This is a genomic window from Agrococcus sp. ProA11, assembly GCF_039880525.1.
GTDB lineage: Bacteria > Actinomycetota > Actinomycetes > Actinomycetales > Microbacteriaceae > Agrococcus > Agrococcus chionoecetis.
Genome location: NZ_CP156989.1, coordinates 223,625 through 244,767, shown reverse-complemented (window position 1 = coordinate 244,767; position 21,143 = coordinate 223,625). Strand labels below are relative to the sequence as shown.

General features: G+C 66.2%; 17 protein-coding genes. 9 read left to right on the top strand and 8 right to left on the bottom strand.

Annotated features, from left to right (window positions below; genetic code table 11):
* Window positions 1-8: 8 nt before the first annotated feature.
* Entirely contained in the window at window positions 9-1,472 is a 1,464-nt protein-coding gene (locus ABG090_RS01165) for a SulP family inorganic anion transporter (RefSeq protein ID WP_347757643.1), read from the bottom strand.
* Window positions 1,473-1,715: 243 nt separating this feature from the next.
* On the opposite strand from ABG090_RS01165, the gene ABG090_RS01160 reads away from it, so the two are divergent.
* On the top strand, window positions 1,716-2,129 hold the full coding sequence (locus ABG090_RS01160; protein ID WP_347755650.1) for a MerR family transcriptional regulator: 414 nt from the start codon (window positions 1,716-1,718) through the stop codon (window positions 2,127-2,129).
* Window positions 2,130-2,240: 111 nt separating this feature from the next.
* On the opposite strand, the gene ABG090_RS01155 is transcribed toward ABG090_RS01160, so the two are convergent.
* A complete protein-coding gene (locus ABG090_RS01155; protein WP_347755648.1) occupies window positions 2,241-3,116 on the bottom strand; it encodes a potassium channel family protein in 876 nt (291 codons plus the stop codon).
* Window positions 3,117-3,231: 115 nt separating this feature from the next.
* Window positions 3,232-3,435, bottom strand: coding sequence for a hypothetical protein (locus ABG090_RS01150; protein ID WP_347755646.1), 204 nt, complete (start codon window positions 3,433-3,435; stop codon window positions 3,232-3,234).
* A 619-nt stretch (window positions 3,436-4,054) separates the two neighbouring features.
* Between ABG090_RS01150 and ABG090_RS01145 the strand changes: the two genes are divergently transcribed.
* Window positions 4,055-7,891: a 5'-methylthioadenosine/S-adenosylhomocysteine nucleosidase gene (locus ABG090_RS01145; RefSeq protein ID WP_347755645.1), complete on the top strand. Its 3,837-nt coding sequence runs from the start codon at window positions 4,055-4,057 to the stop codon at window positions 7,889-7,891.
* A gap of 1,467 nt (window positions 7,892-9,358) precedes the next feature.
* The gene (locus ABG090_RS01140; protein WP_347755643.1) at window positions 9,359-10,510 is read left to right on the top strand and encodes a DNA cytosine methyltransferase; all 1,152 of its coding nucleotides are present in this window, start codon (window positions 9,359-9,361) and stop codon (window positions 10,508-10,510) included.
* On the opposite strand, the gene ABG090_RS01135 is transcribed toward ABG090_RS01140, so the two are convergent.
* Both ABG090_RS01135 and ABG090_RS01130 read right to left on the bottom strand, forming a co-directional pair.
* Window positions 10,507-11,463: a hypothetical protein gene (locus ABG090_RS01135; protein ID WP_347755641.1), complete on the bottom strand. Its 957-nt coding sequence runs from the start codon at window positions 11,461-11,463 to the stop codon at window positions 10,507-10,509. The two genes, ABG090_RS01140 and ABG090_RS01135, sit on opposite strands and share 4 nt — an antisense overlap.
* Complete coding sequence (locus ABG090_RS01130; RefSeq protein WP_347755639.1) at window positions 11,460-12,452, bottom strand: hypothetical protein; 993 nt, start codon at window positions 12,450-12,452, stop codon at window positions 11,460-11,462. The genes ABG090_RS01135 and ABG090_RS01130 overlap by 4 nt, the downstream gene beginning before the upstream one ends.
* Before the next feature lie 346 nt (window positions 12,453-12,798).
* On the opposite strand from ABG090_RS01130, the gene ABG090_RS01125 reads away from it, so the two are divergent.
* The 5 genes from ABG090_RS01125 (at window position 12,799) to ABG090_RS01105 (ending at window position 17,935) form a co-directional block, all read left to right on the top strand.
* Window positions 12,799-13,875 (top strand): HNH endonuclease, encoded by a 1,077-nt coding sequence (locus tag ABG090_RS01125; protein WP_347755637.1) that lies wholly within the window; start codon window positions 12,799-12,801, stop codon window positions 13,873-13,875.
* A gap of 192 nt (window positions 13,876-14,067) precedes the next feature.
* Window positions 14,068-15,054: an ATP-binding cassette domain-containing protein gene (locus ABG090_RS01120; protein WP_347755635.1), complete on the top strand. Its 987-nt coding sequence runs from the start codon at window positions 14,068-14,070 to the stop codon at window positions 15,052-15,054.
* The gene (locus ABG090_RS01115; RefSeq protein ID WP_347755633.1) at window positions 15,051-15,866 is read left to right on the top strand and encodes a methionine ABC transporter permease; all 816 of its coding nucleotides are present in this window, start codon (window positions 15,051-15,053) and stop codon (window positions 15,864-15,866) included. Before ABG090_RS01120 ends, ABG090_RS01115 begins: the two co-directional genes overlap by 4 nt.
* Before the next feature lie 9 nt (window positions 15,867-15,875).
* Window positions 15,876-16,703, top strand: coding sequence for a MetQ/NlpA family ABC transporter substrate-binding protein (locus tag ABG090_RS01110; RefSeq protein WP_347755631.1), 828 nt, complete (start codon window positions 15,876-15,878; stop codon window positions 16,701-16,703).
* The gene (locus ABG090_RS01105; RefSeq protein ID WP_347755629.1) at window positions 16,700-17,935 is read left to right on the top strand and encodes an MFS transporter; all 1,236 of its coding nucleotides are present in this window, start codon (window positions 16,700-16,702) and stop codon (window positions 17,933-17,935) included. Before ABG090_RS01110 ends, ABG090_RS01105 begins: the two co-directional genes overlap by 4 nt.
* A gap of 388 nt (window positions 17,936-18,323) precedes the next feature.
* Here the strand turns inward: ABG090_RS01105 and ABG090_RS01100 are convergent, their stop codons facing one another.
* The 3 genes from ABG090_RS01100 to ABG090_RS01090 all read right to left on the bottom strand — a co-directional run bounded on the left by ABG090_RS01100 (window position 18,324) and on the right by ABG090_RS01090 (window position 20,566).
* A complete protein-coding gene (locus ABG090_RS01100; RefSeq protein WP_347755627.1) occupies window positions 18,324-19,232 on the bottom strand; it encodes a hypothetical protein in 909 nt (302 codons plus the stop codon).
* Between the two features lie 117 nt (window positions 19,233-19,349).
* Window positions 19,350-19,940 (bottom strand): DUF305 domain-containing protein, encoded by a 591-nt coding sequence (locus ABG090_RS01095; protein WP_347755625.1) that lies wholly within the window; start codon window positions 19,938-19,940, stop codon window positions 19,350-19,352.
* 92 nt (window positions 19,941-20,032) lie between these two features.
* The gene (locus ABG090_RS01090; protein ID WP_347755624.1) at window positions 20,033-20,566 is read right to left on the bottom strand and encodes a hypothetical protein; all 534 of its coding nucleotides are present in this window, start codon (window positions 20,564-20,566) and stop codon (window positions 20,033-20,035) included.
* Window positions 20,567-20,641: 75 nt separating this feature from the next.
* Between ABG090_RS01090 and ABG090_RS01085 the strand changes: the two genes are divergently transcribed.
* A complete protein-coding gene (locus ABG090_RS01085; RefSeq protein ID WP_347755622.1) occupies window positions 20,642-21,076 on the top strand; it encodes an SRPBCC family protein in 435 nt (144 codons plus the stop codon).
* The last annotated feature ends 67 nt before the right edge of the window (window positions 21,077-21,143 follow it).

Genomic DNA, 21,143 nt, shown 5'->3' with positions numbered 1-21,143 from the left:
GCCGTGAATCAGCCCTCGCCGCCGAGCTGCCCCGTCATCCGCTCGCGCATCCGCACGCTCGACGCGTTCAGCCCGTGCAGCTCGACCCGCTTGCCGAGCCGCTCGTACTTCGTCTCGATCGCGTCGAGCGCGGCCACCGTGGATGCATCCCAGATGTGCGAGCGCGACAGGTCGATCACGATGTGGTCGGGATCCTCCGTGTACTCGAACAGCGTCGTCAGGTCGTTGGAGGAGGCGAAGAACAGCTCGCCCTCGACCGTGTAGTGCGCAGCCGTGCCGCCATCCGACTCGCGCAGCTCGCGCGAGACATTGGCGAAGTGCGCCACCCGGCGTGCGAAGGCCACCATGGCGGCGATCACGCCGACGATCACGCCGAGCGCCAGGTTGTGGGTGATGACGACGACCGTGACGGTGACGAGCATGACGAGCGTCTCGCTGATCGGCAGCCGCTTGAGGGTCGCGGGCTGGATCGAGTGCCAGTCGAAGGTGCCGACGGAGACCATGATCATGACGGCGACGAGCGCGGCCATCGGGATGAGGCCGACGATGCCGCCGAGGGCGACGATGAGCACGAGCAGGAACGCACCGGCGAGGAACGTTGAGATGCGCGAGCGAGCGCCCGACGCCTTCACGTTGATCATTGTCTGGCCGATCATGGCGCAGCCGCCCATGCCGCCGAAGAGGCCCGAGAGCACGTTGGCGACGCCCTGCGCCCACGACTCGCGCGTCTTGTCGGAGTGGGTGTCGGTGATGTCGTCGACGAGCTTCGCCGTCATGAGCGACTCCATCAGGCCCACGAGCGCCATGGCGATCGCGGTCGGGCCGATGATCGAGAGCGTCTCGAGGTTGAACGGCACGTCGGGGAAGAACAGTGCGGGCAGGCTGGTGGGCAGCTCTCCCTGGTCGCCGACGTTCGGCACGCTCCATCCGAAGGCCAGCACGACACCGGTGATGAGGATGATCGCGAACAGCGGCGCCGGCACCACCTTGGTGATGCGCGGCATGAGCACGAGGATCACGAGGCCGCCGGCGACGAGCGGGTAGACGAGCCACGGCACGCCCACCAGCTGTGGGATCTGCGCCATGAAGATGAGGATCGCGAGCGCGTTGACGAAACCGACCATGACGCTGCGGGGGATGAAGCGCATGAGCTTCGCCACCCCCAGCAGGCCGAGCACCACCTGCAGCACGCCCGCGAGCAGCACGGTCGCAATGAAGTAGTCGAAGCCGTACTCGCGCATGATCGGCGCGATGACGAGCGCGATGGCACCGGTCGCGGCGGTGATCATGGCGGGGCGGCCGCCCAGGAACGCGATCGACATGGCCATCACGGCCGACGAGAAGAGGCCGACCGCCGGGTCGACGCCGGCGATGATCGAGAACGAGATCGCCTCGGGAATGAGCGCGAGCGACACGACCAGGCCGGCGAGCGCCTCGCGGGTGAGCAGGCGCGGGTTGCGCAGGACGGTCATGACGGATGGGTTGTCGCGGTACCGCGCGCGGCGGTCGACGGGGGTGCTGGTAGCCAAGGTGCTCCTCGGTTGGCTCGCGCGGGCGTGCCGCACGACGGGTGAAGTGTGTGGTGCGCGTCATCACGCGGGGCCGTCCAGCCGAACGGGCGAGCCGCAGAACGGGGCCAGAATGGACAGCGAGGTCGCCTGAGCGACCCGGGACACTCTACCCTAACGTGACGGTAGAGTTGAAGAGGGAATCAGATGACCGACCGCACGGCCCCCGCCGAGGATGCACCTCGCGATGACTCCGCCGCCACCATGCACATCGGCGAGCTCGCGGAGCGCACCGGGCTCTCGCTGCGCTCGCTGCGGCATTGGGACGAGGTCGGACTCGTGCAGGCGTCGGGCCGCACCGAGGGCGGCTTCCGTCTCTACACGGCGGCGGATGAGCGCCGCATCCGCCTCATCATGAGCATGAAGCCCTTCGGCTTCACCCTCGAGGAGCTCGCCGAGCTGGCCACCGCCATCGAGTCCTCCCCCACCGACCCGCTCGCCGTCCTGCCCGCCGACCGCGCCACCTTCTTCGCCACCGAGATGCGCACCCGCCGCGACAAGCTGGCAGCCCAGCTCCAGAACGCAGACGCCCTGCTGTCCCGCGTCTCCGCGAATCCGTAGGTCGAGGAGCGGCCAGCCGAAGGCTGCCCGCGTCACGAGACCGGTCGCCCCTCCCCTACGCAGGTCGAGGAGCACGCGGCCTCCGGCCGCGCGCGTCACGAGACCGGATGCCTACTCCCGCACATCCCACCCGTGATCAACCGCAAACGCCTCGAAGACCTCCTCCGCCCCATCCCCGGTGCGCAGGAACTGCGAGCGCAGCGTCGCCGCCAGGTCATCGAGCGCCACCGCCAGCTGCCGCACACTCAGCTGCACCTCGGCCTCCTCGCGCTCCAGCGCCGCATCGCGCAGCCGCAGCGCCACCGGGAGCTGCCGAGCGAGCGACAGCTGCGCCTCGTTCTCGGCGAAGTAGAAGCCCTCGCTGTGCTGCAGGAAGTCGACCCGAACGCTCGCCACATCGTTGGCGACGGTGTCGAGCATCCGCGAGAGCGTGACCGGGTCGAGTGCGGCGATCCGCTCGACTCCCTCAGATTCCACGAACCCGTGCAGCCGCAGCGCAAGCGCGCGACGGCGCGTGAGGGGCGGGTAGATCTGCGTGAACCAGGTCAGCGCCGACGTCAGCAGCGCGAAGCCCGTGAGCGCCTCGAGCGGTGTGGCGTGACGCATCCACGGGTCGATGACCGCGACATCGCCGAACCCGACCGTAGTGAAGGTGACGAACGAGAAGTAGAGCGCTTCTGCGAAGTCGGAGTAGGCGGCCGGGTTGACGCCCGGCGAATAGGTGAAGGCTTCGGGCACCCCCGGCAGATAGATGAGCGCCCAGCCGACGACCTGCAGTGCGACCCAGATGCCGATCACGACCACCATGCCGGCGGGCCCGACGATGGGCCCAAAGCGGTGACCGGTCGCGCGTGAGAGCCGCCAGGCGACTGACAGCACCACCGAGCTGATGCCGCCGCTGCCGGCGGGATGCAGCAGCGTGTGGAACATGTCGCGCAGCGCGACCAGGATGATCGCGATCCCCAGAACGGTCAGCACGACGTCCATCAGAGGCCACCCGCCCGCGGGTCAAGGCCCGCGTAGCCTCGTAGGTCGAGAAGCGAGTGGCCGCAGGCCGCACCCCACCGCAGGTCGAGGAGCACGCGGCCGGAGGCCGCGCGCGTCACGAGACCGACCCGTCTTTCCCGAAGTGCTTCCGAATCCGATCCGCCTGCTCCGGCGTCAGATGCCACTCGGTCCCGATCTCATGCCCCTCGAACGGTCCTCCGCCGTCGGCGGGGTTCCGCAGGAAGCCGCGAATCTGCCGACCTTTGCGGTCCATGCCCAGCTCGCGTGACAGCTCTACCGGTGTGATCGTCTCGTTCATGCTTCGACGCTACTGCCACTTTCGAAGCGGCGCCGCGCTCGGAATGACGCGGTCGGCACTGGTGACCACGCTGGACCAGGCTTCCGCGCGATGGACTTCAGCGGCTCGCAGCAGAAGTCGTCGGGCGGCTGTTTCGCCGATCGCTCAAGAACGACGCCCGGCCAGAGTATCTAGTGAGCCTGACAATCCGGTCCACCGGCTTGAACAGGCCGTCATGGCCGGCGAGCAGTATCGGCTCTCATTCTCGACCGCTGAACACGGCTTCCAGAAGCACACAATCGCGAAGCGGGAGGGGGCTGCTGAGGGCTACTCCCTCAGAATCCTCGCTGAGCAGGTTGTGCCGCACGATTAGCAACAGAGCTGCCCAACACATCGACGGGATCGAGCGCGTCACCACCTGTGCGCCACTGCAAGGGGCGCCGGTCATGATGTTAACGATGCTGATCGCCGCAACCACCACCACTACACGGACGGCAGGTACGCGAGCAAAATTCGATGCTGTCTTAGTGCTCCCCCAGCCATCTGCGGCTCGGGCGTGATGTGACCAGCCAGACCACATTATCGGGACGCTCGCTCTCGTCCGGAAACTCGGGCATACTCAAGGCCACGAGCAAGCCAGATGAATGAGGTTTCGATGCGCGTCGACGGGGTAGAAGTACTGCTGCTTTGCGCAGTTCCAGTTGAATGGGACTCACTCAAAACGCTCGTGAGCGACCCTGTCGAAGATCCTGTTCTCAACGATCCAGCGATACGTGGCCGCCTGGAGTTTGAGGGGAGGAGCCTTTCTGTTGCGCTCGTTGAAGTTGGCGTCGGGTCCACCAAGTCGGGAATGTCTACGCTCAGCGCAATCGAGAAGTACCAGCCGCGTCTCGTCCTGTTCATCGGAGTTGCTGGAGGAATCAAGGACGTTGCAATCGGTGACGTCGTAGTGGCCGACAAGGTTTACTATTACGAATCAGGCAAACTTGTCGACGGCGCTTTTCAGGCGAGATCTGACACAAGAACGGTGCCAGCGACTCTTGCCGGTATCGCGCGAAGAATCCGGGCACAGCCAAATTTGGCGTCATTCCAGATCTTCGTTGGCGCGCTGGCCAGCGGCGAGAAGGTAATCGCGGACGTCAAGTCCGACGAGCTCGCGCGAATTCACGCGCACAGTGGCGACGCTCTGGCTCTTGAGATGGAGGGCAACGCGGTGCTAGCGGCAATCGACCGCGCGGAAATTACACCTGACTTCTTCATAGTGCGTGGGGTGTCAGATCTGATTGCAGCGAAATCGGAAAGCGACGCGGGTGGTAGTCAGAAGGAAGCGACAGAAAACGCGCGGACAGTAGCACTTCGCCTCATCGCTGCTTGGGACAGCAAGCTTGGACTTAGTGTGCCACTCGCGCAGGCGAGCGGAGACGTCCTGGCCGCGGGACTCCCCTTACCGGGGGCGTCGGAGTGCTTCGTCCTAGTCGCCCCCGTCGGCTCCCCGCGAGCCGAAGCAGCGATCATGGGAGGCCTGCCGTTCGCCATGGTAGTCGACCTTGACCCGGCGACCGATGCAGATGGGCTTCTCTCCAAAGTTAGGGCGGAGATCGTCGCGCGGCAGCCTGTGCATCTCGGCTCCCCGACTAACCCTCCTCCGCTCGGGCGAAGTGCCACAGCTTGGCTGAGCGTCCGAGGATTCGACTCGGCAGCCGAACTGACAACGGAGTGGACACGTACGCTGCGCAAGCCTTGGCGTGCCTTGCTTGGCAACTTCTCGGCGACCTTCGGCGGTCGACGGATTACCGTGCTCATTGCTGATGATGCAGGCAGCGAGTGGAGTCCCTGGCTCTCCGCGATAGTCGATGACCTCCTCACGGAATTTGGCGAGCGCGCGTATATCGGCACGCTAGGGGCAGGCCGCGCGCTTGAGCCGGATTTCCGGATTGCGCTCTCTCCGTCTGGTTTGATGGATGCGCTGAGTCCGCTGTCTCCAGCATTAGAATCTCCGTCTCAACGCATAGTGCCGGGGCCGGAAGGGTCGGTCGAGATCTCGCGGGAAGACGCGGCTTGGATCGCCGAGGATGGCACTATCTACTGGGCGGCAGATCCCGACACCTCCACCGCAGACGCTGACGCTCTCGACTTCCTACGTGGCGGAGAACTAACGCCTGCGGCTCTCGCTCGAGACGCTGACGTGACTCGCACCGAGACTGCGAGCCTGCAGCGGCAATTGCTCGGCATGCTCGGTAAGCGCAGAACGGTCCGTCAGAATCTGTTCCACGCTCCTGGCGCCGGCGGAACAACGGTCGCCAGACGTCTTGGGTTCAACATCAGGACGAGATTCCCCGTGGTCTTCCTCCATCGCTTCCGCGAAGGAGAAACGGCCAAGCGTATCGATGCCGTGGTGAGGCAGAGCAAGAACGCCGTCCTGGTGGTGTGCGACTCGCCACACCTTCGGGAAGACCAAATCGCGGCTCTAACCAATGATTTGCACGCGCTTTCAGTTCCTGCTGTGGTTCTGGCCGTGTCGCGTCGTTACTCGCCGCCGTCGACGCAGTCGTCCTCGCCATATCTGCCTGAGGTGCTAGCCGACAACGAAGCCGCCGCGTTCGTCGACGCCTACGCTGCACGCGCCTACACAGCTAAGCGAAATCTCGAAGCGATCGCATCGTATTCAGACCATCGACGAAATGCGTTCTATTTCGGGCTCGTCGCCTTCGAAGAAGAATTTCACGGCCTCGAGTCGTTCGTGTCGGGCAGGCTGATCGGGATTGAAGGCGTCCAGCGGGAGGCCATACTAGTCTGCAGTTTCGCGCACTTTTTCGGCCAGTCCGCAGTTCCCGAGTATGCGCTGGCGCGACTGGTAGGGCTGCCACCCTCACGAGCGGGGGGCTTCGCACGTACTTTGGCGCCTGAATTGCGCGGGTTGCTGTGGAGATCCAGTGATGGCGAATGGAGGACTACCCATGCGCTGATTGCGGAGGAGGTTCTCAGGCAGCTTGGCGGGGGCGACGATGTGCAATGGAAACACGCGCTTGCGAGATGGGGCATGACATTTGCTGATTTCTGTCTTGCCGGTGGCGAGGACGACGCGATGCAGCAGCTCATCGAGAGCGTCTTCACCGACCGCGGGGACGGCGCCGGAGCCTCCGGAGGTGACAGCGCTCGGGAGACGTTCGCCAGGCTAATCGAGCGAATCCCTTCGCGTGACGGTGCCGCGGAGCTCCTGACATATGTCGCTAATCGACGGCCCAACGACGCCCACCTCTGGGCCCACACGGCCCGCTACTTCGCTTTCCGGCTGAACAATTTCGTCAAAGCTGAACACTTCGCGCGGCACGCAAGCAGCCTGGCGCCGGACAACGCCACGCTTCATCACATACTCGGCATGGTCCACCGAGCGCGCGTCTACGACGGCATCGGCCGCCGGATCCCACTGGACGAACTCGCTCCATGGGTCAACGATTCCGCAGAGGAGTTCTCGGTCTCTCGCGAGAAGGGGTCGGGATCAAAGGACTATGGCTTCGTGAGCGAAATTCAGATGCGTATTCGCGTGGTTGAATACGGCACACGTGGCGCGACACTTGCAAAGTATCTCGCTAGTGCCCCACACCCGCTTGTGGTGGCGTGCGTCGAAAAGGCCGAAGACCTGATCTCTACGCTGCGCTACCGCGGCGACCCGCGCCAGCAAAGCGGCTTCGAACAAACAGAAAGAGCGAAGCTCAACCGCTTGTACGGCGACTACGAGCGGTCCTTGCAACTTCTCGATGGCATGCTCACCAAGGGTCCTGTGCCGCCTCCTATAGTTAGGCGCCAGATAGTTTGGACTTACCTTGCCCGCGCGGGCCGAGACTGGCGCTCTTTGACGCCCCGTGAGGTGGTGCGCGTCATATCGCTGCTAGACGAGAACCTTACCCAGGCAGGCTACGCGTCTGCCGACGCGCTGGCATGGTGGAGGGCGGTTCGCCTAAAGAACCCGGCAGTCTCGCACGAACGAGTCAAAGAAATCCTGGCGTACTGGCGTGCGTCCAATCCGTGCCTCGATGCCGAATATTGCTCGGCCGTCGCTTACGCTCTAGACGTCTTGGAAGACCTTCCGAGTTCTCTGCCTGACGCTGTCAAACACGCTAGAAGGAGTGCGGATATCGCACGCAACGAAGGGACGAGAACCCGGTCGTTGGATTGGTACGGCGATGGGGACGGTATTGCTTCGCTCGTACATCACTCTGAACTGGGCCAATGGGACCCCGCTCTGGACTTCTGGGCGGATACCACGCGACTACGAACTGTTCAGGCGCGGGTGAGCCAGATCCGCGGACCGCAAGCCGGCACCGCAGACGTGAAAGGCATGCCGGCTTTTTTCGTTCCGCAGCGAGCTGGCGTCATCAAGGGCCGCCATGACAATGAGCGAATCGAGGGCTATCTGGCGTTCACCCATGACGGCTTACGCCTATGGGAGCCCCGACTCCTCGACCAAGGCTCGTAAAGCTCTTGCAGATCTTCACTCACGCCGGGTCGCCTGCGACGTCGGCGAACTGGATGGTGCGGCCCCTGCACCGGGCTAGAATGGCTCGCCCGGGTACGCAATGGTCCGCGGCGGAGCCCTGTCGCTAGGCCTCTCAGTTGGCGGCTTGTCCCTCGAAGTGCGACGGATCACAGAAGAGGCTGGTCGGCCAGGCGAATGAGCCGGTCGGTGCGCGAAGCGCCCTCGGCGCGAGAGTGCATCCTGCAGAGCGCCTTCCCGTTGCTGAACACCCATGGGCCCGCCCTTCGACCGCGGCATGATGATCAGTCCCACGCGGGGATCAGCGGTGATTCGCAGCTCCAAGCTGCGCGCTCCATGTGGCCGGCCGCCTTCCGAGCATCGGGATTCGAAAGATCAAGATGTCCATCGGCAGCGGAACCAGCCACCAGAGTTGCGACTGGGGCGTCGAGTACGTGGGCGCGAGCATCTACACGAGAATGTTCATCGACTGCTCAGCCGCCTCGACTATTGCGGCCGGCTTCAACCACAGCTGCATCTGATGATCGGCCCGCGACCGGCAGGACCTCGATCGAACGGCTGGGTTTGGTCGATCCGCTCGATACGCTCCATGCATTGCTTCAATGCGGCCCGCGGTCACGCGCCCTCGATCGCCCTCCGGCGAAGCAACAGTCTTCGAGTCGCTGCGCGACCACCCCGGCACCGAGTGCTGGCTCGTCTGGCACGGCCTGTCCATCCGTCACCACGACACTGATGTGGACCGCGACACCGACTTCGTCACCACGGTGCCGGGCGAGGGCATCCTCGTGGTCGAGGTGAAGTTGCACGCGGGCATCAGCGTCGACGACGAAGGATGGCGCTTCGGCGGCGCTGAGCCCACGACGCGCTCCCCGTATTACCGGGCCTGGACACCAGTCGCAGCATCCGGAATTAGATCAAGCGAAAGGGGCGCGTCCCGGGGTACCCGATCTGACAGGCGGTCTGATTCGCGAACATCGGGGGCAAGCTGACGAGGCGGCTTGAGCACCGCACCATCGTGCCGCAGAGCGCCACGCTCACCCGTGCCAATCTCGATCCGAGCCGACTGGTGACGAGAGTCGCGGCGATCCTGCGGCACGGCGCCCACGAACTCGAGCGCCGCGTGCCGCCATATGCCGCGTACCGGCCTGACGAGAGGACATCGAGGAAGCCAGGGACACGCTGATGCCGACCGTGCGGTGGGAGCGCGAGACCACCGAGAGCCGGGCAGCCCGCGCGCGACCTGCACCAGGCGACCGAGCGGCAATTGTTCTCGTGGGGACGCGCGGGGCAGAAAGCTAGCGGCCCCGCGGCTCACACCCTGGCCAGCCAGTCCACAGCCCCGTCACGTCGCGGCGTTGTCCCCTCGCGACAGAGGTAGACTGGCGCGAGCGCTTGTGAGCGATAAGCGCTAGCCGTGAAAACCTGCCACCAACTGAGCCATCGAGGCTCATGCTGCGTCGTGGAGGTCGACGCGCGTTGATCCAGCTTCGCGGGAGGGCAAACAAGGTGTCAACTCCTCTGATCTCGCTTTACTCCGGGACCGGCGGACTAGATCTTGGATTCGTGCGCGCGGGATTTTCCCCCATTTTTGCAAATGATGTCGATCGGTTCGCAGCCTTCAACTACTCTGCGTTGATGGCCAGTGCGGGGATAGTTCTGCCCTCTCGCCATTTCCGCTTAGGTGACATAAGCGATGACTACTCAGTGATCGGTCGCCATGAGGATGCTGTTCTTGTCGGCGGCCCACCGTGTCAGGGTTTCTCGCGAGCCGGCCGCATGGACCCCGAGGACCCGAGATCGCAACACGTCAGACGCTTCCTCGACGCCGTCGCCGCCGTTAGGCCGCGAGCATTTGTGATGGAGAACGTGCGATCTCTGGCACTAGATGCCAAGTGGCGACTCGTCCGCGACGATATACTGCGTCGCGCGGATAACCTCGGTTACGCGTCGAAGATCCTTGTCATGAATGCTGCGGACCACGGGGTGCCACAGACTCGTCACCGCATGTTTCTGGTCGGGATCACGGCGAACGAAGCGTCCGAGGGTACAATGCAAGCATTGGATGACGCTCCGCTAATCACGCCCAGGACAATACGATCAGCGCTGTCCTCAATTTCGCATTTTGAAGAGCAGGAGGTCTGGCAACACTGTCGGGCGCGTATTGTTCCGGCAAGCAATCCGGTCACTCGCGCTTCGCCGTTCGCTGGAATGCTCTTCAATGGTCAAGGACGCCCACTCAACCTGGAGTCTGTCGCCCCAACACTTAGCGCATCTCTAGGCGGGAATCACACGCCCATCATTGACCAGGCATGGCTTGACGACCCCAGTGAAGCCGGTACATCGATTATTGAGTACCACCGTTCGGTGCTCGACGGCGGACACCCCGCTGTTCCCGAAGCGTGGCGCCGACTGTCGGTGACAGAGGCGGCTGTGCTGCAAACGTTCCCGGCTGCTGTCTCCTGGCACAGAACAGTCTCGGCAACCTTGCGCAATATCGGCAACGCCGTCCCGCCCCTGCTGGCCCAGGCGGTCGCAGATACGCTCAGGACTGCGCTAGCCGGTGGAACCACCGAGCGTCAAGACCGCACTCTCGCTGCCTAGTATTCCAGCTGTGCCGAGCGCAACCAGGTCAATGCTTCAACTTCTCCTACCGACACCGGCCCGAGCTTTCCTACTAGGCGCAGTCGATCGACGATAGTCGCCCCGGGCGCGAGAAGATAACGGAAGTGATCGTCCTCCACGTGGTATGGAACGGCGAGCATAGAGATCGGGTTCACTGCCTCTAGTAGATAGTTTGCCCAGTGATGCGCCTTCGGCTCAGCGATTTTTCTTTCCCACTGTGCACTCTCAGTCATTGTCGCCTGAGCAATCAGAATCAGCTGCCCGGGCCGCCGATCTCCCCAGTGTAAAACGGCAATCGCATCCACGCCGGCATCCTTCGCGAAAACCTTCGCTGGCTTCGGCACCGGCGCAGAGAATAGGCCGACTGCCGCGGCCGACTCCTGAAGTTGAAGCGGAAAAGCCTTGCCCTTAGAGGTGGCGGTCCCCATCCCGACAGAGCGAAGCCCCGCTGAGCCGAGGGAGGCGACGACAACAAGCTCGAAGGTCTCGCGTGGATCATTCTCGAGCGGCGCAGAGTGCACGTGCGCGAGGGTCAACGCCAAGAGCCGCGAATATTCTGAGCTTGCAGAATCTGATCGCGCTTCGATTCCGTCACTCAGGACCCGGAAAGGGTACGAGGTTCCGAGCACGTCCAGCCGCTGCCGAATCAACGCCATTGCCCATTGCGGCCAATCCGCATCCCCCGGATCCTCGGTCCCGTCTTCGCCTTCGAGTTCTTCGACCTGGTCGAGCTCGAAGTCCGGATCCACTGTGAACAGGCCGCGTCTGACGCGATGCCAGTTGTCCCGCTCGAGGCTTAGCTGAAGGTCAGTCTGTAGCGCGGAGCCCCTGCGGAGAGCGATCAACTCCAGAAAGTCAGCGAGCAAGCTCGCGCGCGCATATTTTCCGTAGCCGTCGACGGAGATGGAGATCGCCGCAGCGCTCCCGCTCATGCGTCAGCGTCCGCGTCCGCGAACGCCGCCACCGCCGCCTTCAACAGGCGAACGCTCGCGAGCAGGCGATCGGCCAATGATTGGGATTGCCCCGTCATCGCTGCGCCGTCCGAAACCGACTGAACAAGAATGTCCACCCGGTCGACCATCTCTTGTATTTGAGCGTCGACTTCTGGTCGGTTGGCTACCGCGGCTGCCAGATCAAGATTGCCGCTCGCGCGAAGCACCGCCAGTGCCGCTTCGTCGCCGATCGCATCCGAGTAGTCCGTGACTTGTCGGCTGTCTCGGAGCACGGCCTCCGATCTCCCTGGCCGCGGGTGCAAGTCGCTAAGCACTGACTCAAGGCGGCGCTTTGAGACTCGAGAGATCGCTGCATCCACCTCTGTCCGTGTCGTGGCCGATGTGTCCAGCTCGATGAAACTCGCGATGTTCCGGGTGCCCAAGAGACGCGTCCACACTCCGAATCGCTCTGAGAGGACGAAGTCAATGAGACTATCCGCGATCCCCGCACCTCGGCCGAACTCGAGTAGCTCATACGCAATGTACGCGCTTCGCACTCCCCGGGCGTTGCTCCCGACCTGGCGGCCTACAAGGTAGAAGGCCTCCTCAGGCTGAGCAGATTCGGTCACGCGGGACCACAAGTACGCCGCCTTTTCACCCGCCCCCCACATGCGTAGTCCACTGATGTGGCGGAAGCCGAGATACGCCTCAAACTCGTCCGGGTCGTCTACCTCGACTGCCGGGACCGCAGTTGCGTCGTGGGTAACTGCTTGCCCGTCTACTCTGAAGACAAGATCGCCGGCTGTCGCGCGCGGGTCCTGAGCAAGGATGAGCAACGTCGCAAGTCTCCGGTTGCCTTCCAGGACCGTTCGTTTGCCAGATGCGTCGGCTCCCGAAACGATCAACGGCTCACTCGAGAAGTAGCCGTTCGAGTAGATAGATTCTGCAAGCTCTTGCAGAGCCGCGCGGCGATAGAGGTGGACTAGCATCGCCTGTTGAGAGCGATCATCGAGTCCACGCGGCAGTCGAGGATTGTCTGAGTCGAGTAAGAGGTCGGACAGAGCGACATCAGGAATGGTTCGCACGAGGCTCCAATGGTTGCGCTGCACGCCAGAGTAGTTGGTCGTGGACGGCCCCGCGCGCCACTCCTCGGCGGGCGTAGTACGCTGCAAAGCGACGCCGGGTCCTCTCCAGCGCTTTCGTCACGCGGCCGATCGCGAACCGAGCTGACCCCTGGAGTCGGTTGCCAACCCCGGATGACCATTCCTATCTAGTGCAGCGGCGCAGATCCGGCAGTCGTGCGTCACAGACGTCTCGTGCCAAGATTCGTTCACCATGTCACTAGAGAGAGAACTCACATCAGCAACGGCGGCCTTCTCCGCTGTTACGAACGACGATCTCCGACGTTTCGTCGACCCCTCAGACGAGGAGCTTGCGAAAATGTGGCGGCAAGTGCTCGCCCGCGAGGGCCGTGCTGCGCGGGCGGACTTCCTCCCGGTCGAGACGATGCTCTGCTTCGCCCTCGGACTCGCAACGGACCCTTCTCCCAGTGGTTTCGTGAACGTGAAGAAGGCGTCGCCCGTGACGAAGCAGATAGCTGTTCTGCTCGGCCGGCCGCCCGGGAGCCTGCAAAGCAAGCATTCTAACCTCGAAGCGCGACCTGGTCGTGATGGCGGCCGCTTCTCCGACCCAGCAGTCGGCCAGTTCTTCGCCTCAGACCTCGATCGTTTCGCCTCCTACTACGCGCGCGCGATTGACGCTGCTCGCGCAGAAGGGATCAGCGATGACCGCCTCAGTGATTTTCTCGGGAACGGCTCCGGCCAATTGCGTGCGGTCATCGACGCCAGCCGAATCAGCGACGACCAGCTGTGGGAATCAATCGAAGCGAGCTCGACATCGGGCGATGGCGCCCTTACAACAGTGCAGCGCGTCGTATCCGTTCGATTGTCTCAACAGCGTTTCGCAAGGGCTGTTCTGGAACGGTCCAACTTCTGCTGCGTGTTCTGCGGACTGAGCACGCGCCGAGTTGGACTGCCGTCTGCGCGAATGCTGGTTGCTGGCCACATTAAGCCTTGGCGACATTCCTCCAGGACAGAGCGAAACTCTTCGAGCAACGGCTTCGCCGCTTGCCCCACGCACGATGCCGCGTTCGAGGCTCATCTCTTGACGGTGCAATCAGACGGCAGAATTGAAGTGTCTCGACCTCTCGAGCGGGCCATATCTCGTGACGCCTCTTGGCAGGCGGCTTTCTCGCACGTGAGCTCACACGTCTTGCTTCCCGCCTCTGCCATTGCCGCAAGTGCCCCGTGGGTCGAATGGCATCGGTCTGCAGCGCAATCAGCCATTGAGTCTCAGCTGCTGCTGCGTTCGACGCCCCTACGTTCTGGGGGAGAAGCCGTAGGCCTCGACTAGAGCTGGCCGGCTTCCGTGGCCACTTCTTCGATCGGGGCGCTGAGAGTTAGGTCGCTGCACCACGGGCGTCACGCAACGTCACATGCTCGCGCCGTCACCGCATCCGCGAGACAATGTCTGATAGCTCGCCGTCGACGATGAGCTCACCCACCACTTTCTCAGGGCGCTGACCGCGCCCCCGCTTGGAGTTCCATGATCTCGATCGAGCACGTCAGCCGCCGCTTCGGCGACGGCCCCGACGCCGTCGTCGCGCTCGACGACGTCTCCATCGAGGTGGCGAAGGGGCAGATCTTCGGGGTCGTCGGGCAGTCGGGCGCCGGCAAGTCGACTCTGCTGCGCACCGTCAATGCGCTCGAGCGGCCCGACAGCGGCCGCGTCGTCGTCGGCGGCGTCGACGTCACCGCGCTGAGCGGCAAGGCGCTGCTCAAGGAGCGCCACCAGATCGGCATGGTCTTCCAGCACTTCAATCTGGTCGGCAACCGCACCGTGGCGCAGAACGTCGAGTTCGCGCTCGAAGCGGTCGGCACGCCGGGCAAGGATCGCCGCCCGAAGGCGCTCGAGATGCTCGACCTCGTCGGCCTCGCCCACCGCGCCGACGACCGCCCCGGCCAGCTCTCCGGCGGTCAGCGGCAGCGCGTCGGCATCGCCCGTGCCCTCGCCTCCGGCCCCGACGTGCTGCTCAGCGACGAGGCCACCAGCGCCCTCGACCCCGAGACCACCCGCTCGATCCTCGAGCTCATCCGTCGCCTCAGCCGCGAGCTCGGCCTCACCGTGCTGCTCATCACGCACGAGATGGAAGTCGTCAAGCGCATCTGCGACGCCGCCGCACTCATGGAGACCGGCCGCGTCATCGAGCAGGGGCAGCTCGATGACCTAATTCGCACGCCCGGCTCCCGCATCGCCGCCGAGCTCTTCCCCGTCGGCGAGGCGCACTACATGCCCGGCCACCGCGTCATCGACGTCACCTACACGGGCCTCAGCGCCGACCGGCCGGTCATTGCGCAGCTGAGCCGCGACTTCGGTCTCGACGTCTCGATCCTCGGCGCCGCCCTCGAGACCATCGGCGGCCAGCAGGCCGGCCGCACTCGCCTCGCCGTGCCCGGTGACGCATCCGTCGCCCTCAAGGTGATCGACTCGCTCACCGCGCAGGGCGTCACCGCCTGGGAGGTGCACCCGTGATCGACGTCAACGCGCCCGACTTCTGGCAGAAGCTCATCGAGGTGCTGCTCGAGGGCACTTGGGAGACCGTCTACATGACGGGCATCGCCATGGCGATCACCTTCGCCGTGGGCCTGCCGCTCGGCATCATCCTGGTCGGCACCGAGCGCGGGCGCTTCCTGGAGGCGCCGCTCGGCCAGCGCTGGCTCGGCACCACCATCAACCGGCTGCTCGGCTTCATCGTGAACCTCGGCCGCTCGGTGCCGTTCATCGTGCTGATGATCGCGCTCATCCCGCTCACCCGCTGGCTGCTCGGCTCGTTCATCGGCACCGGGCCCGCGATCGTGCCGCTCACGCTCGTCGCCATCCCCTTCTTCGTGCGCGTGGTCGAGATCGCCGTGCGCGAAGTCGACCCTGGCCTGTTCGAGGCGGCCGAGTCGCTCGGCGCCTCGCGCTGGCTGCTCGTCAAGCGCGTGCTGCTGCCGCAGGCATGGCCGGCGATCCTGCTCGGCACCGCCACCACCATCACCTCGATCATCAACTTCTCGGCGATGGTCGGCGTGGTCGGCGGCGGCGGCCTCGGCAACGTCGCCCTCACCTACGGCATGCAGCGCTACAGCGTGCTCCACATCGTCGGCGTCGTCATCATCCTGTTCGTGCTCGTGCAGGCCATCCAGTGGGCGCTGACCGTGCTCGCCAAGCGCCTCGGCGCCGTCCCCAATCGCCGCGGCCCCAAGAAGGACGCGACGACGGATGCGCAGGCGCACCTGGATGCCGACGTCGCAGTCCCCACCACCCGAGCCCAGACGCGCCCGTCTGGCTCCGACTTCTAAGGAAGCCCCATGCAGTTCACCCTCAAGCGTCGCATCGCGACGACCATCGCCGCCGGCCTCACGGTCGCGACCCTCGCCGCCTGCTCGGCGAGCGCCCCCGCCGAGGCCCCCGAGGACGGCTCGCTCGGCACCATCCGCGTCGGCGCCCTGCCGGTGCCGGCCGGCGACATGCTCACCTGGGTCGACGAGAACCTCGCAGCAGAAGCCGGTCTCGACATCGAGTGGGTCGAGTTCACCGACTACAACACCCCCAACCCGGCCCTGACGGATGGCTCCACCGAGGCCAACCTGTTCCAGAACTCCACCTTCATGGAGACCTACAACTCGCAGGCGGGCGGCGAGCTGGTCGCGGTCGGCGAGGTCTACCTGCCGGCTGCCGCCTTCTACTCGGAGTCGCTCTCGTCGCTCGACGAGCTCGAGGACGGCGCCACCATCGCCATCCCGAACGACCCGACCAACGAAGCGCGCGCGCTGGAGATCCTCGCGGCCGAGGGGCTGATCGAGATCGCCGAGGGCACCACCAACCTCGACGGCGTCACCGCCAACCCGAAGGACTTCCAGTTCACCGAGGTCGAGAACGCCACGCTGCCGCTGGCGATCCCCGACAACGACGCCGTCTTCGTCACCGCCTCCTTCGCGCTGCCGGCCGGGCTCACGCAGGAGCAGGCGATCCTCACCGAAGGCACCGACTCCAACTACTTCAACTCGCTCGTCACCACGCCCGAGCTGCAGGACGACCCGCGCGTGACCGCGCTGTATGACCTGCTCACGAGCGACGAGACGAAGGCGTACATCCTGGAGACGTGGGGCGGCCTGATCGTCCCCATCGCCGAGTGACCCGCACCGGCCAGTCGACGAGCCCGCCCAGCGCGCAGCGCTCGGCGGGGTCCGTCGGCGGGCCCCGGCAGCTCGCCGCCTCCGTGCCGATCCGCACGGCGGCCTCCGGCGCGCAGATCGCCATCCCGATCCTGGCGGTGCAGGAGTTCGGCGACGTCGGGCTCGGCGCGATGCTCGTCGCCCTCGCGCTCGTTCCCGGCATCGTCGCGGCACCGCTCGTGGGAGCGCTGCTGGATGGCGCCCACCGGCCTCGCGCGATGATGATGACGGCCGCGGCCGGCACCGCCGCCGCCTACGCCATCGCCGCCTCGATCGGGCCGGTGCCGGTGTGGGCGGTCGCGATCGCGCTCGTGATCAGCGGGCTGCTGACGCCCTTCGGCTTCGGCGGCCTGTCGAGCTTCATCGCCCCGCCAGGCTCCAACGCCCGGCAGGCGTATGCGCTCGACTCGCTCAGCTACAACGTCAGCGGCGTCGCCGGCCCCGCGGCCGTTGCCGTGCTCGCCCCGACGCTCGGGGCACGGGCGGCGCTGCTGCTGATGGCGGCCGTGGCGCTGGCAGCTGTCGCCGCCTACGCGCTGCTGCGCGTGCAGCCGCGCGAGACGGAGCGCAAGGGACTGCTGCGCTCGATGAGCGCGGGCATCGTCACGCTCACCACGCATCGGCCGCTCGCCGTCGTCACCACCTCCGGCACGCTCGCCGAGCTCGGCCGCGGCATCATGCCGATCGCCGCGATCGGCATCGCCGTGGTCGCCGCCGGTGACGCCGCGATGAGCGCGCTCATCGTCGCCGCATTCGCGGTCGGGGCGCTCGTCGGCGCGGTGATCGAGCCGTTGCGCCGCCAGCGCATCTCCCCGCAATTGACGATGGCGATCGGCTACGGCCTGACCGGCCTCGCGACCCTCGCTGCCGCGCTCGACATCGGCCTCGGCTGGACCATCGCGCTCGTCGGCCTCTCGGGCCTCTGCACGGCGGCGCCTACCGCCGCGATGCTCCTGCTGCGCCGCACGGAGAGCCCGGATGACGTGGTCGCGCAGGTGTTCACGGTCGGATCGGCGCTGCGCACGGCCGCGGCCGCGGCGGGCACCGCGATCGCCGGGGCGCTCGCAGGGGTCGAGCCGCTGCTGCTGCTCGCCGGGTCGGGCGGCGTCTGGCTGGTCAGCGCCGCCGTCATGCTCGCCTTCCCGGGTCGCGCGGCAACGGGCTCACTCAAGCTGCCAGGCCAGCCCGCGTAGACGCGGCGACCGAACGCCCGTTCAAGCTGCTCCGAGCGCCGCGCGGGACCAGCCCTCATCGACGGCGCACTCCGCGCACCAGTCGCGGTCCTGACGCGCGTCGAGCTTGTCGATCAGCAGGCCGAAGTGGCCTCAGGGCAAATGTCCCACATGCTGCGGGACGATTGAGAATCCGTAGGGCCGCGCTTCTGCGAAACTGCGCATGTACAGCAATTTCGAGCGCGACAGACCGGCCATCGCCCGGAACTCACTCCGCAGCTCCTGGGCAAGCTGCTGCACGACCTTCCCTCCGCAGCCAGCGACGCGCTGCTGCTCGAGGATGGTGTGGCCGATGTGCCACTTCGGTCCGATGTCCGGCGCCGCTCCTGGGTCCCACACCGGGCACCGATCAGCCGATCGGCACCAGCACCACCGCGTCGCCGCCCGTGATCTCGACGACGCCGCGATCGTCGACGGCCAGGATGCGGTCGTCGCCGACGACTCCGAACGCACCCGCGCCGTCCACCGAGCCGAGCCGCTCCCAGCCCTCGGCCGTCTGCAGCTGCACGACACCACTGGTGTCGACGCCAACGAGTGAGCCGTCGCCGAGCACCTCGATCGTGTACAGCAGCGGTGCACCGTCGAGCAGCGTGAAGCTCGCGCCCCCGTCGTCGCTGCTCTGCACGCCCTGCTCGGTGGCGGCAAACAGGCGGTCATCGGTGGCGGCCAGGTCGACCGCCGCGAGCTCCGTGCCTGCCACCCACCTGGCGCCCTCGTCGGCGCTCGAGAGCAGCTCCGGCGCTCGCGTCGCGATGCCGTGGAGCCTGCCGTCGGGGCTGGCCGTCAGCACGTGGAAGTCGGCCTCAGAGGAGAGCGCGACCGGCGACCACGACTGGCCGCCGTCGTCGCTGCGGATGATGCCGAGGCTGGGGCTGCCGAGCTCAGCCGGCGTCTGCGAACCGGGGTGACCGGACGCGAACAGCGTGCTGCCGACCACGGTGAAGCCCATGCCGTCGAAGTCGTCGCCGCCGATCGGCCCGGCGAGCGTGCCGGCGTCGTCGAGCCGGTAGAGGCCGCTGTGGCTGGCGAGCAGGATCTCGCCGTCAGCTGTGCTGTCGATGGCATGGATGTGGCCGAGCTGCTCCAGGCTGGCCTCGCCCGCGCTGGACTGCGCCGGAGCGTCGGACTGGGCCGTGTTGCTGGGCGGCGCGGCGTCAGATGCCGGGGCGGGGGTCGCGGGCGGGTTGCCAGCGCTGCAGCCGGCGAGCCCGATGACGAGGGCCGCCGCGGCGACGGTGATGGATGGGGTGAGTCTCATAGTGGGCCTTCCGGCGAGGGTGCGATCGATGGAGCGGCGGCAGCGATGGCCACCAGCCGCACGCGGATGGGGTTGCGCCCGAGCGCGTCTCGGCTCGGGCGCAACCTGATGCATCCGTCAGATCTCGGTGAGCAGTTGCCGCATCGTCAGGATCTCGGCCGACTGGTCGTCGTTCATCTGCTGTGCGAGTTCGAGCACATCCGGGTCCTGCCCGTTCTCGAGCTGCATGTCGGTCATCAGCACGGCGCCCTCATGGTGCACGATCATCTGCTCGAGGAAGAGCCGGCTCGCCTCATCGCCGGTCGCCTCCTCCAGCTCGGTCATGTCCGCTTCCGACATCATGCCCTCGCCGGCTCCGTCGCCCATGCCGTGATCGTCGTCGGGCGAGTAGGGCACGCCCCACTCCTCCAGCCAGCCGAGCATCAGCTCGATCTCGGGGGCCTGTGCGGCACGGATCTGCTCGGCGAGCGCGAGCACGTCAGCATCGGCATCCGTCTTCGTGAGCATGAGATCGGCCATCTCAACGGCCTGCTGGTGGTGGGGGATCATCATCGTGACGAACATCTCGTCGACCTGATTGGCCGACGACGATGCCGTCGCTGCGGGGGCGCTCGTCTCGGCGGGCGCCTGGGTGGTAGCGCTGCAGCCGGTGAGGACGAGCGCGAGGGTGAGGGCGCTGGCTGCCAGCGCGCGGCGGTACTGCTTCATGGTGGTGGTCCTGTTCTCGATCGGATGTGTCGGTCTGGCGGCCTCCGCGAATGCGGTGGCCGCGCGGCCTGGCCGGGGGCCAGGCAGACCGATCAGGTCCGACTGATCGAGAGCTGGATGAGCGAGGGAGGCGGCGGCCCGATCTGCGTCGAGCCGACGCTGAGCGCGCCGAGCGCCGGCATCGCCGGCATCCAGCCGCGGGCGAGCACACGCGGCGGCGTCAGCAGGAGGAGTCCCGCGAGCAGCGCGAGCACGCAGGCGACGGCGATGTGCTCGTGGCCGAGCGGGGTGCCGGCGCAGGTCTCTGCACACTGCAGATCCTTGTGCGAGGCGGCGCCAACAGCCGCATCCGCATGAGCGGAGGTGTGGGCATGCTGCAGCGCGACCGCGGGCGGCGAGCCGGCCTCGACATGGTGCGCACCGGTCGCCGCGACCGAGGTGTCGGCATGAGCGGCACCACTCTGCACGGCACCGGCTCCGGTGTGCCCGCCCGTCGAGCCGGCCAGCGCGTGCATCCCCAGCAGTCCCACGATGAGGAGCACGACGGTCGTGCCCATCAGCAGCAGCGCGCGCAACGGCAGGCCGCGTGAGACGACGCGGGCCCGCTCCGGCTGCCAGGTTCCCATCGGCTCCAGTCTACGCCGCCGCCGCTCCGCATCAGGCGGGGGCGGAAATGGCGCAATGCGCGCTACGGTTCCGGCATGCCTGTGGATGTCCGCACGTCGGTCGAGATCGCCCGGCCGCGTTCCGTTGTCGCCGCGTACGTCGCCGACCCGGACAACGCGACCGAGTGGTACGAGAACATCCGCTCGGTCGAATGGGAGACGGAGCCGCCCCTGGGCGTCGGCAGCCGCGTCGCGTTCGTTGCGCGCTTCCTCGGTCGACGCCTCGCCTACACGTATGAGGTGCGGGAGCACGTGCCCGATGAGCGCCTCGTGATGAGCACCGCGCAGGGGCCGTTCCCGATGACGACGATCTACGAGTGGTCCGATGCCCCGGGCGGCACGCAGATGATGCTGCGCAACAGCGGCGAGCCGGCAGGCTTCTCGCGGCTGGCGGCACCACTGCTCGCTGGGGCGATGCGGCGGGCGAACCAGCAGGACCTGCAGCGGCTGCGGTCGATCCTGGAGGGCTGAGCCGGAGCGGCTGCGCCGCCCTCCCCCGCGCGACGGAGCCGACCCGCCGCGTCCGCCCGCCAGTGGA